This is a genomic window from uncultured Gimesia sp. (assembly GCF_963976445.1).
In the GTDB taxonomy this organism is placed as follows: domain Bacteria; phylum Planctomycetota; class Planctomycetia; order Planctomycetales; family Planctomycetaceae; genus Gimesia.
Map to the genome: position 1 here is coordinate 1 of NZ_CAXBKP010000051.1, position 12,491 is coordinate 12,491.

Annotated in this window: 9 protein-coding genes; 1 reads left to right on the forward strand and 8 read right to left on the reverse strand. The window is 51.3% G+C overall.

Features of this window, described 5'->3' with window-relative positions:
* Positions 1 to 128: 128 nt before the first annotated feature.
* From AAC022_RS26775 to AAC022_RS26790, 4 genes are all read right to left on the reverse strand, one after another.
* Positions 129 to 1,454 carry an acetylxylan esterase gene (locus tag AAC022_RS26775; protein ID WP_339736335.1) on the reverse strand — a complete coding sequence of 442 codons (1,326 nt, stop codon included), beginning with the start codon at positions 1,452 to 1,454 and terminating at the stop codon, positions 129 to 131.
* Positions 1,455 to 1,781: 327 nt separating this feature from the next.
* Positions 1,782 to 2,768 carry a DUF1559 domain-containing protein gene (locus tag AAC022_RS26780; RefSeq protein ID WP_339736337.1) on the reverse strand — a complete coding sequence of 329 codons (987 nt, stop codon included), beginning with the start codon at positions 2,766 to 2,768 and terminating at the stop codon, positions 1,782 to 1,784.
* Between the two features lie 55 nt (positions 2,769 to 2,823).
* Positions 2,824 to 3,243: a hypothetical protein gene (locus tag AAC022_RS26785; RefSeq protein WP_339736339.1), complete on the reverse strand. Its 420-nt coding sequence runs from the start codon at positions 3,241 to 3,243 to the stop codon at positions 2,824 to 2,826.
* Between the two features lie 538 nt (positions 3,244 to 3,781).
* The gene (locus AAC022_RS26790; RefSeq protein ID WP_339736341.1) at positions 3,782 to 6,004 is read right to left on the reverse strand and encodes an amino acid permease; all 2,223 of its coding nucleotides are present in this window, start codon (positions 6,002 to 6,004) and stop codon (positions 3,782 to 3,784) included.
* 432 nt (positions 6,005 to 6,436) lie between these two features.
* On the opposite strand from AAC022_RS26790, the gene AAC022_RS26795 reads away from it, so the two are divergent.
* On the forward strand, positions 6,437 to 6,895 hold the full coding sequence (locus tag AAC022_RS26795; protein ID WP_339736343.1) for a hypothetical protein: 459 nt from the start codon (positions 6,437 to 6,439) through the stop codon (positions 6,893 to 6,895).
* 295 nt (positions 6,896 to 7,190) lie between these two features.
* Here AAC022_RS26795 and AAC022_RS26800 read toward each other — a convergent pair whose 3' ends face one another.
* From AAC022_RS26800 to AAC022_RS26815, 4 genes are all read right to left on the reverse strand, one after another.
* A complete protein-coding gene (locus AAC022_RS26800; RefSeq protein ID WP_339736345.1) occupies positions 7,191 to 8,918 on the reverse strand; it encodes a CocE/NonD family hydrolase in 1,728 nt (575 codons plus the stop codon).
* Between the two features lie 64 nt (positions 8,919 to 8,982).
* The gene (gene fae, locus AAC022_RS26805) at positions 8,983 to 9,531 is read right to left on the reverse strand and encodes a formaldehyde-activating enzyme (RefSeq protein WP_339736347.1); all 549 of its coding nucleotides are present in this window, start codon (positions 9,529 to 9,531) and stop codon (positions 8,983 to 8,985) included.
* Positions 9,532 to 9,959: 428 nt separating this feature from the next.
* Positions 9,960 to 11,111 carry a hypothetical protein gene (locus AAC022_RS26810; RefSeq protein ID WP_339736349.1) on the reverse strand — a complete coding sequence of 384 codons (1,152 nt, stop codon included), beginning with the start codon at positions 11,109 to 11,111 and terminating at the stop codon, positions 9,960 to 9,962.
* A gap of 456 nt (positions 11,112 to 11,567) precedes the next feature.
* Positions 11,568 to 12,386 carry a hypothetical protein gene (locus AAC022_RS26815; protein ID WP_339736351.1) on the reverse strand — a complete coding sequence of 273 codons (819 nt, stop codon included), beginning with the start codon at positions 12,384 to 12,386 and terminating at the stop codon, positions 11,568 to 11,570.
* Between the last annotated feature and the right edge of the window lie 105 nt (positions 12,387 to 12,491).

A 12,491-nucleotide genomic window follows, 5' to 3' on the forward strand; every position in this document is an offset into this window, starting at 1 on the left:
AAAAGACTCTGATTCAACATAAAAAAAGTAAAGTAAGTACCATTCGGCGCTAGCCGCCGTTTTTGTGTTGGGGTTGCTGTATCAAAACCGGTGGCTAGCGCCATTCCGCTCACATAGTTGTTGCTTTTTTATTTTTTTTTCGCCTGTTGTTTCACATGTTCCCGCACCGCGTCAAAAAATGCTTTGTGAATGTCCGCGGGAGCCGCGTGGCCCATTAACGGTTTGTTGATCACCTGTTTTTTTCCGGTCAACTGGTTATAGGCGGCGTAACAACTCGAAGGAGGACAGACGCCGTCGATGAAACCGACGCTCATGATTCCATCTGCCTTGCAGCGGGTCGCGAAGTTGACGGAATCGACGTACTGGGCGGCTTTAAGTTGTGTCGGATTCGGTTTGCCATCGGGTAGTGTGTTGACCAGTTTCGGCCAGCCATTGATCCGACCAGCGGCGCGGCCCGAATGATCACAAATCGCTGGGACTCCCGTTGCGATAAACGTCACGCGGTCATCAATGCCACCTGCGACCAACGCCTGGCCGCCTCCCTGGCTGTGGCCGATGACGATCACGGTTTTTCCGTCCCACTCCGGTTGCGCGGTGAGAAAGTCGATGGCCCGCACCAGTCGCAGAAACATTCCACGAAAATAAACGGTCTCGCGGCTCTCACGTCCTGCATGTCGATAGCCACTCAATTCTCCTTGAGACAGATCTTTATAAAACTGGGCCGGTTTGCCGTTGGGGATGCCGTGGGCGTTGATGTCCATCGACAGCATTCCGTCATTCGCCCCTTTCACAGCATTCAACAGAGACGAACTACGGACGCCGGCTCCATGTACCCAGAGGATCGCGGGCAGGCTCTTTGGCTGCGCGTCTTTCGGTTTCGCGAGATAACCAGAGACGGGAGCGCCGCCCAGACAATCGACTTGCACGTCATAGCACTCCAGTTTGGGATTGGCTTGATCGACCTGAGTCAGCTTCGTTTTCGCAGGCACTTCTGCCAGCTGTTTTTTCTGATCGGCCCAGAACTGATCAAAGTCATCGGGGACCGGCTGACTGAGACCAATCTCTAACGGAGAAAACGCGGCTCCGGCAATCTTCGTTACCTTTTTCTTGTCGCCCGCTTGTACCACACAACGCAGAAATCCGGGTTTGTCCGCCGTCACAGATATTTCCGCCGGCCCGACACCCAGTGTCAGCGTGCCTTTTGGAAAACCAGGCGCGCCGCCGATAAAATCATCTACCGTATATGTTACCTTCTCGCCTGTGGCGGGCTTTCCGTCTTTCGTTAGCGAAATCAGAAACCGGGCCGTTTCACCGGTTTTATAAATCGCATCCGGCCGATCCGTGACGACCTTCAGTTCATACTTCTCAGCAGCAGTCGTGATATGAGAAAGCGACAGACAGATCGCCAACGCGATCACAGATGAGACAAATATTCTCAGACGGTTTTGATGCATGATGTGTTCCTGTGTTGTAGTTCTAGATTTCAATCCGGCTTCACGATTGATGTTGCGGGTGACCGATCAGTTTAACAGACTCAAAACGGAACGGAAAGCAAAACGTCACTGACATTGATGAAACAACATTCTAAGCGGTTCGGCACTCGCCGCCGTTGGAAATAAGTAACGCCTTTCATAACGGCAGCTGGCGCTGTGCCGCTCAAAAACGACATGGCATATTATTTTAGAGTCAAGTGAAATAAAAAAGGCAGGTCTGAATGGAGACCTGCCTGCGTTCGAATCGAATTCGGTGCCATCGCGTATGCAATGCGCTGAAGCGAAGCTCTAAAATTCACCGAGTACATTTCCATCCGCTTTTTTGCCCAGATCCTGCCAGGTTAACAGGTTGATACTGTCACTGACAAATCGCACGGCACCATCGCCTAATAAAATATGGACGCCGCCAATGTGGTTGCTGCGTGCTGCATTTCTGCCTGATTCCGAATAGCCGGCGCAATCAATTTGTGAAGAGTTGGGGCCGATAGAGGTGCTAAAGCCGACTGTGGAAATATAAGCGTGGTAAAACCAGCTCATGCCCACGATGTTACGAATCGTTGTACCACCTTGGGTACAGTCATCTGTCCCACTATGATCGCTGGCATAATGAATATCGCTGCCGACTTTGCATTCAGACAGGACCATCGTATTTGATGAGCCGTCAAGAATATCGCGAATTCGTGTACTACTATTTCCAAACAAAACAGATTCACCATTATTCCAGAATTCGGTTCCATTTGCATTCATGGAAGATTGACCATCGTTTGAGAAGCAGGCCAGGTAGTTTGTCGGTGCATAATTGACTTGCCCTGTTTTGGCACGCGTTCCCGGGTCGCTGGGGCAGCGAAATGCGACGACGTCTATTTTCGCGACTGCCGCATTGTCAGCATTGCTCATGCCCGTGGTAGTGTCACAACCGCTGCCGGCTTCGAAGTTGATTTGGTTATACAGTGCAGATTGTTCCATGAATGGAAGTAAATGCGTACCCCATAACGTCCTGCTCGAGTACCAGGGAGTAGATCCACCACAGGTAGAGGAATTGATCTTTCTGTGTATCCCCATGGGAAACGTACTATGTGTTTCGTGGTAGTTGTGTAAGGCTAAACCTAATTGTTTCAAATTGTTTTTGCACTGGCTCCGTCGTGCTGCTTCCCGCGCTTGCTGAACGGCGGGCAACAACAAAGCGATCAAAATGGCAATAATGGCAATCACGACCAGCAGTTCAATCAGCGTGAAGCCTTTCCGGTGTTTCTGTAAGTGAAATGGATGAGTCATTAGATATCCTGGATGAAATAGAATTTAAAATATGAGTACTTCACAACAAAGAGTACTATTCAAGAGTAAAATCGTAGGAGTTTGATCCTGCTTTTATGTCGGCTGATAATTCTGAATTTTGATTGTATTTGGAGGGAAGATATTGTTTTTTTTCTTCCTCTTTCCCTTCTTCTGTTTCAATCATTTTTCCCGTTTTTTTTAAGGCCGTGATTTTCACGACATACTTACCAACGGATGGTCCTTGTTCCAAATCAATGTTGTAGGCGCCATTTTCAATTTTGCCAAATGCCTGAAATCCTTCCCCGCTCTCTGGGAAAAATTGAATCGAACCCTTCTCAAGAGGCGCGTTTTTGTAACTCACCTTACCGCTAACGGCGACACGTTTTCCTCGGGAGTCTTCCACTCCTGAACAACCAGGGGTGATAAGAAGAATAGGAAAGAGAAGGTAGATGAAGTTCTGTCTCAGATGGTGCATTTGATTACCTGTGGAAAGTGAGCGACAAAGGCAAGTGGGGCGGGGCGCATGTGCATTGCTTGTTGCCTGGATAGCGTATAACCAGTATATTACTTTGTGCAGATGAGTCAACTTCTGCGATATGAAGTTCTTGAGGTTAAATACTTCATAAACATCCCTGTTTAATGTTTATGGCAGCACGATTTGCTTGCAATTGAGCCGACATTCGGGAGAACGGCAGGTAGGTCTAAGTCAGTCTAGCGCATAACCATTGATAGAACTGAGATTGGTTAATTGCCATAACTAATTTTACAGTAACGGCTTATGGGTTAATTGACTAAAACGCCTCTGTGTCGCTGCGGAAGACCAGACTCGGGTCTTTCTGATTCCTCGGATTTCGAATTCAGACCTTGATAGCCAATTAGATGGTTTCGGCCGATGATAGGAATCAAGCCCAGCAGGGAAGGCCATTTGAACGATGGACATCTTCTTGAGCGCAATAACGAAGTCGCTTTTGTTCAGTTTGATGTTCCGGGAGATTGAGTAACCCTGTTCTCGGTTACGATTCCAGCTCCATGCCGCCGGCACTTTCGATGAAGAGTACGCGCGGGAGCTTTCCGACAAACGATTCCATGCGGGCAAAGAACGCCGACTCAGCACTTTCTGCGGGCGGTTCAAAGCCGAGAATTACGACCGCCGCGTCGGCTGAGGTTTGCTGAATCGCCTGTGCGGGATCAGAAGAAACGACGACCACCGGTTCCGCGGTAATCCGCGCGGAGGCGGAAAGTTCTTCGATGTGGCGTGTCACTTCATCGACCGCTTCGTCGTTGGAAACGGCACGCAGCACACGGATGCGATTGCGTCGCCATTCGGGGTTCTGGTGTAACAGGTGGGCCAGCAGAAGCATCAGCGATCCGTTCCGCCTGCCACGCCACCAGACGTCGATCGTGCCGATGGGGATCTCCCAGGCATCGCTGGCCAGACTGGTCTCAACTCCCTCTTCTTCCCGATAGCCAAGAAATCGCAGTGCGATGATACTGCGTCCCATTCGAGAAACGAGACGAACCGTGGACCCGAATGACTCTGACTTGAGAGGATCGTTAGGCCAGCCAAGCAAAACTGTGTTCGGACGCAAGCCGCCGATGCCGTGGCATTGAACCAAAGCCTCTACCCCATCTGAGAGATATTCCGATACCACAACTGCCGGAAACGCGAGCAACTCTTGTTTTGCGATGAAGGCGCGCAAGGTCTTTTCAAACTTCTCGCGACGTTCCGCGTGTTCCTCGATGTCTCCCGTCACAACATGGGCAACGGAGAGGATGCCGTGCCCCGCCGTCAGCCAGTGACCATAGACCGCCAGGTGTGGCCGGTTCCAGGCCGTGCCGCTCAGCGCCAGAATGATCGGCCGCCAGTTCTTGGGGTGATAGGCTTCCTGTTCGAGTTTTAACAAACTTTGACGGGCGCGTTCAAACACCACACCACTGTGCAGGTCGCCCCAGCGGGACTCAATTTCACGATAGTGAATGAACCAGTATAAGCCGCTGATCACGACAATACTGGCACTCGCCCAGATCCAGTTTGTCAAAAACATCACAGCCAGGCAGCCCACCGCGCCCGCTAAAGAGACAGACCAGTGGCAATAGCGGAACGTAGGTCGATAGCTGGGATTTTTTGTGATGGCTTCATAAAATGTCGCCAGATTCAACAAGCCATACGTGATCATGAAGAACATCGTAATAATTGGAGCGATGGCATTCAGGTCACCCAGCAGAATGCAGATCTGGGCAATCACGAACGTCAGCACCGTCGCTCTGCGTGGCTCACGACTGGAGCCGCTTCCCGCACCAAAAAATGTAAGCCGTTTGAAGATTTCGTCACGCGCGAAGGCTTGCAGAATGCGTGGGGCGCCCATCATGGAGCCTAACGCGGACGAAAGTGTCGCGGCAAACACGCCGGCAGTGATCAGTACCGGCCAGACGGAAATATTTTTCATGATCAGGTTGTTGCCGATCAGATCTGCATAAGGTCGCGTTCCCCCTAGCAGGACTGCCAGTGACAGGTAAATCACCGCTGTCACGATGACGGAACCCAGTGTGCCCCGCGGGATGGATCGCGAAGGATTCTTCAAATCACCGGACATATTAGCACCCGCCATGATGCCGGTCACCGCCGGGAAGAAGAGTGCAAACATGGTGAACAGCGATTCCCCCTCGCTGTAATGAGGCATGAGATTCTCACGCATGACCCCGAGATCAAAGCTGGAGAACGCCCCCAGGTAGAATGATCCCAGCGCTGCGGCTAAGATCGCGAGAATGAAATACTGAACTTTGATCGTCCAGCCCGCCCCGACATACACGCAGGCGAACGTCAAAATATTGATTAACGTCGCGATGATGACGAAGTGGCCTTCCCAGGCTGAGAAGGTTCCCACAAACGCCTCGGTAAAACCGATGACATACATCGCCACCGAGATGGCCTGTGCCAGATAGAACACAACACCAATCGCCCCGCCAAACTCAACGCCCAGGCTACGACTAATCAGATAGTAAGCACCGCCCCCCTTGACCCGCGTGTTCGAGGCAATGGCGGAGAGAGACAGCGTCGTCAGTGTGGTAATCGTTTTCGAAGCGACTACGATCAGAAGTGCGTACAGCACGCCCGCCTGTCCGACCACCTGGCCGAACCGCAAAAACATGATCACACCCAGAATGGTCAGCGTACATGGTGTAAAAACGCCACCTAACGTGCCGAACTTCATGCGCGGCTGGTCTTCCTGACTCATAGAGGGCTCACTGAATCCTGGTGTTTGAAATAGGGTCTGTCGAAGTGGGAGAACGAACGTGTATTGATGATTGAATGAGTAATAACATGGTCTGCTTCAAGTATCGCGCGTCATTTTAGCAAACTCTCAAAAGAACGGAAGGTGGACTCAGCGCTACAAACAGGCAGCGGCAGAAGACGACGTTTCGGTGGAGGGATTTCCGATGAATGCTGTCGTTGTAAAATCTACACACAACGCGCTCCCTTGGCCTGTGCAGGAGTCGATTCTTGACTCTTTCTGGGGCATCGATTTCAGAAATTGGACATCAAGAGCCGATACGAAGTATTAGGCCGATTGTACGGATCAAGGAAACAGGGACGGCCTCCTGAAACCGGACATTTTATTTTGCGTCACAGGCTTACCTGTCGCGCGTTCCGAGGACCAGAAATGAGCATGACGCAACGATGGATTATGGTGGCAGCGGGCGTTCTCTTGATCGCCGGCGTGGTTTCTGCTTCAGGAGAAACCAGTAAGACGGAATCAGATCCAGGAGATCAGCAGGCTGCGTTGATGCTGGCCAAGCTGGCCTGCAGTCAGAAAATCACCAACGGCCTGGTGACCAAAGACTTTGAGCAGATCCATCGCGGTGCCACCGAGCTGGGCAGTATCTGCATCGCCACCGCATGGGCGTCGCACAAAGATCCCGTATATGCCCATCACAGAACCGAGTTGCGCAAACAGGCACAGAAACTGGCGAAGATGGCAGAGGAAAAAAATCTCGACGGCGCCACGTACTCCTACATGCACTCGTTGAATACCTGCATCAACTGCCACGAATACTGCCGCGACGTGTTGAGTATCGTCGACGATTCCAAAGTGAATCTAAAAGTCGTGCCGATTCCCAATAACTGAATCGAATCTGGTTTTCTTAAACAACAAAATGAGCGGCACGGCGCGAGCCGCCGTTTGAGTGTGATGTGCGTCTATAGCAACGGTGGCTCGCGCCATTCCGCTCAGGATAGGCATGTGAGTCGTGGTGGAAAAATATTGTGATAAGTAGAGGGTTTTAAGTTCAATTCACACAGGCGTGTGCCACTGATCGGCTCGTCCGACAGTGTCGGTTCTTTATCAGGCTTGCTGGTTCACAAACAATAGCTAGTGCCATTCCGCTCAGGATGTGTAGTCATGATTTATGACCAAAAGGCATTCACGGCATACAAGGCAGAATAATCCGCGACGGCCGAGCTGGATCGTGATACACGTGCTCGGTCGATATTTTCGAATCTTTTCCGAACGGTCCTTCTGCCGTATTCGGGTTCCGGTCGAATAGCGGGAAATACGCACCGCAGATATCAACGCGTAGCCGGTGTCCTTTGCCGATCTGTGCCGCGATCGGGCCGAGGTCGACGGTGATCTCGTAGACTTCACCCGGTTTGAGGGGCGTAGGCTGTTGTTCTGATTTTCGAAATCGGCCGCGTAGAATGCCCACGCTCAGGTTTTGCGAAAAACCATCGGGGTGGACGTCGATCAGTTTGACGACCCAGTCGGCATCGGGGGTATCCGCCGAGACGAACAGTTTCGCTTGTGCATTGCCGGCAAACGTGAGTGGTTCTGTGTAGGGTTCTGACGTATAAACCAGCACATCGCTTCGCTTTTCGATGGGCCGTTGATCTACGGGGGCCCAAGTCGCTGAAATTAAAGGCCGTTTCTCCGTGACCGGACAGGCGGGCGCGGGATCGTCTGGGTCCGCCTGGAAACTGTCGGCGGCTTCCGCGGTGGTCGCCGGACAGAGATCAAGCGAACCATCGCCGGCACTTGTATTCGCCTTGCCATTCGAATGCAGATAAAAGGGTGTCGCGGTAAATCCCTGTGGCGGCCAGGTGGTTGCGTTCTGCCAGACATTGTCGCCCATCGAAAAATATCGTACGGGATTGTCTGCGTTGTCTTGCTCAGGCTTGTGGCCTTGTAAAATGCGTGCGAACCATTTCAGATTCTCCCCGGCGGCATCAATCACCGCGTTCTTACCAAAATCAACATCGCCGACTTTGGCACGGCCGATGGAACCGTGATCCCACGGGCCGAGAATCAGTTGCTGTTGCTGACGCGTTTCCGGATCGTGTGCCTGCTGCTGCATTCGCGTGAAATTGTTCACCGATTCGCGCGAAAAGAAATCGTAATACCCGACGATATGCTGCATCGGCAGTTTTAGATCGACAATCTCATCGGTCACTTCGGTTCGGTTCCAGTAACCATCGTGTCGTGGATGCGTCAGCATGCCTTCCAGCCAGGGCATCGACCAGCCAATTTCATCATCCACTTCGCTGAGCGGCAGATGCAACAACGTGCCTCGCCAGTCTTTCGTGACTTCGGCGCCCTCGGGTCTCTGGGAATTGCCAGACGCCCAGCGCGTGATCAGTGAAATCCGCAGGGCCCCGCCCAGATACAGGTTCCGGTAAAAGCTACTGAAGGTTGCCGTCGGTGCAATCGTCACCAGCCCCGGCGGATGTTCGTTCGCCGCCAGCCACTGGGTTGCCCCGACATACGAGGCGCCCCACATGCCGATCTTTCCGTTACACCACGCTTGTCTTCCTAGCCACTCGATGGTGTCAAATCCATCCTGCCCTTCATTATCGTAGGGATAGAAAATTCCCTCCGATTCATATTTCCCGCGACAGTCCTGCACGACGGCAATCAAGCCGGCGGCCGCAAATCGCTCGGCCACCTTTTTGGCGCGGCCTTTGTTATAAGGCGTTCGCATCAAGACGACCGGCGCCTGTTCCACATTGGGACTGTGATACACGTCAGTCGCCAGCAGCACGCCATCCCGCATCGGGACCTGGACTGTCCTGCTGAGCACCATCGGTTTCTCGGCTGCCATCAGAGTTTGAACGGCAGCGAGAAGGAAACAGAAAGAAATGACATGCGAGCGATTCATGTTCACGGACTTTCAAAAATAAAGGTGAAGCGAAGCAGGAGCGGGCGGATTCATCCCCACGGCATCAGAGGGTGCCGTCGAGTCCTTTTTGATAATACTTGTGCGTGATTTCGTCCTGGTGTTCGAGCAGCCAGTCAATCGAAGGTTCATTGTGCATCGCTTTGTGAATCGCTTGCGCGGTGGCTTTGCGATGAATATCGAACAACGCTTTATGATCGAGGTTTTCATCGGTGGCGACACCGGGGTTCAACCAGACCGAACAGATGATGCCCAGATCATTCGCTTTTTCTTTCGGAAGATCGCCGGCACGGACGGCATCCAAGACGCCATTGGCAATCGCTGCCTGAACGGTTCCCATCAGGATATTCGTGTAAGCGCTGCTCTTCACGGTGACCTTGCTGACCATCAACGTGACGGGCCGCACTTGAATATCGGTGTTTAGAATTGCAAAAACTTTTGAGTGTCCCGCTGATTGACCACCGGTTAACGTGGCAATCGCGGTCCCCACCGGTCCATCAAGTTCGCCGATGACGACTTCTGGCTCCGCTGCAGTAAAAGGGGGACCACCGGCGACAAGACTTTCACCGGTACGCATTACAATTCGATCACTCATTAGAAGACTCCTTGCAGGTTAGAATTAAAGTTGATCTTTAGACTACTCGATCATTGGAGAACGTACAAGCAAGGACCCTTCTATCACAAACGGTGGCTGGCGCCATTCCGCTCACGAGAGGCATGTTATTCGTGGTGGAAAAACGTTGGGATACTTAGCGATTTTCAAGTTCAATTCAAACGGACGTGGCTTGTCCGACAGTGCCGGTTATTTGTCAGGCTTGCTGGTTCAAAAACGGCGGCTAATGCCATACCGCTCATATTAGGGATGATTATCAGATCGCCAATCGAGTGCTTCCACTTCGTACCGCGCATAAAAAAACAGACCAACAGAGGGTCTTCTGTTGGTCTGCAACGATTGCAATACTTCAATCCGTTCTCGAGTATTGCAGATCAGGATCTTACGTTTTTAATGCAATTCCATTTCAATTAGTCAGCAATTTCAGCACCAATTCCCGCACCGATTGCTGCGCCACGGCGACCTCCGATGGAACCACCAATTTCGGCTCCAATCGCAGCACCCTGACGACGATCTTGATTCATTCGACCACGGTAGCCTGAACTCCGACGGCCGCTGTTGTTGTAGCGATCGCGGTCGTTGTAGTGTCCACGGTTGCCGTTTCCTCGGTCATTGCGACCATCGAATCGACCGTAACCATTTCGGTTATTATTGTAATACCGGTTTCCAGAGTACCCGTTTCCACGGTTGTACCCACGGTTTCCATAGTTACGAATTCCATAGTTGTTGTCGTAATAGTAGTCACTATCATCGTAGTAATAACCGTCGTCGGAGTACGTCTGGAAGTCTCCGTCAGCTTGCCCTTGATCCAGGTAATACTCCTGGTTCATGGGACGATTTGGTTCACGATACGAGACCGGGTCAAACGGTTCCCACTGGCCATTATTATCGATCAACCATTGACCATTTTCGGTCTTGTACCACCAGTGACCGTTGTGGTGACGGTAGCGCGAACGCGTTGCGTCGTCGATATCCAGGTGAGCCGTTCCCTGACGGACCATGTCATCAATCTCGAATTTTCCCTGACCCTGGAAAGTCTGACGTTTGCCATCGGGGGGCAGAGGAGTATTTCTAAGACGCTTCTGCATCTTGGCACCAGCACCCCGCATCCGATCCACACCTTCGCGACCGTTGTTTTTCATATCGCGGTTCTGCGGAAGCCCTTTTCTGATAGCACCGTCAGCAGGTTTTGCTTTGCGAGCAGTATCAACAGGATTTCGAGTTGTATTCGGAGGTGTGAGACCGGGAGTCTTCACATTCCCTCTGGCTTTCGTTTTGGATTCCGCATCGAGTTTACTGTCGAGGTTTTTGTCAGAATCCAGTTTAGATTGTGACTTCAGTTTGGTTTTCGAATCGAGCTTTGCATCGGCACCATTTTGCTTTTGAACGCCCTCCAGTGGAGCCTTTGGCGCACTAGCGTTCGGTTTTACCTGTGCATTCGAGCTGGCATTGGATTCGAGTTGTGCACCGACACCATCTAATGGAGACTGTGCAGGCAGTAACGCAGGACTAATTCCAAAGACTGCAGCGGCAGCCATCACTTTTATACTTCGGCGTAACATTTCATTTCCTTCCGTTCTTGATTCTTGTTTACTGTGAGTGGTTTGTTCCTTACCACGGTAGAATAGAAATGCAAAGCCCATGCCAACATCCGTAAAAACGTTAAAACTGGCTAGGTTCAGGCCTATTTCCAGTATTTCGTAAATCAGATTCAAGCTAGCTGAATCATTCATTGGCCGGGCAGCGAACAGGCCGGTGTGAAAACGACCAGTCGTTGTCCTGGCAGACACCGCTGGGAGAGCCGACTTCCCAAGAGGTTGATTCACAGACTGGAACAGGAAGAAGGGGTGGTTACCTGCAACAATCTTTCAAGGAAGATTTTCGGACGGGAGAGGCAGGCAGGAGATGGCGTGATCCATTTATTCCCGCATCGTTCAAAACAAATGTGAGCGGCACGGCGTTCGCCGCCGTTTGTGTGTGATGTGCGTCGATAAAAACGGTGGCTCGCGCCATTCCGCTCAATTATGAGAGTCTTGGTTTTGATCTGAACGAGTTTGTTTCACCCACATCAGATTCTCTATATTGGCCTGGTATTTCTCGCGACAATAAGGTTCCAGAATCTTGCGATCTGCTTTGCGGGCTTCAGTGATCGTGCAAAAACGTTTGACAAGTGCAATCGGAGTTTCTTCGTTCAACCACCAGATCTGGCCATCCACAAAACAGACGAAAAAGCCAGGATAGTCTTCCGATCCCAGACCGCCTGGCACATTAATTTCATCAGGCAGCGTTTCCACAGTGAAATCCCCGGGCTGCATCCAGTGCGTGTTACTTTGATACACGTCTGCAAACAGGATCAGATCTTCTGGTAATGATTTCACTAGCGTTGGATTGGTTTGATCAAAGGCCGTGTCCGGTCCTTCCATCGCGAACACGAATGTCTCTAATTCTCCCTCATTGCAAAACAAATACAACGAGACTGATTCTCTGTAGTATTGATATTCCTCAGCAGTCCAGGGGAGACCGTGAGGAAGGGGCACAGGCCAGGTCAGATATTCAGCAAACCGCCAACTGTAAAGAGGTCTGCCGTCCTGGTCTTTTCGATTCAGAGGAGCCATCGCGTAATGACCAGTCTCCCAGGATTCAAAACCGGGTTCACGCTGACTCTCTATCAGATTTAATGTGTTGAAATGTAACAGTACTTCTCGATACGAGTAAAATCGAGCATTGGCTCGCTGATGCTCGAAATAAACTACACAGAAGACATAGATAAAATGGAGCACCGGAATCAGGATCATCAGACTGAACGCAGTGATCCAGATTCGGGTACGTCGTTTCATGACAAACAATCCTGCCGACAAACCACTGAAAAAATGAGCGGCACGGCGCCAGCCTAATGGTACTTACTTTACTTTTTTTATGTTGGATCGGCGTTTTTTTTTCGG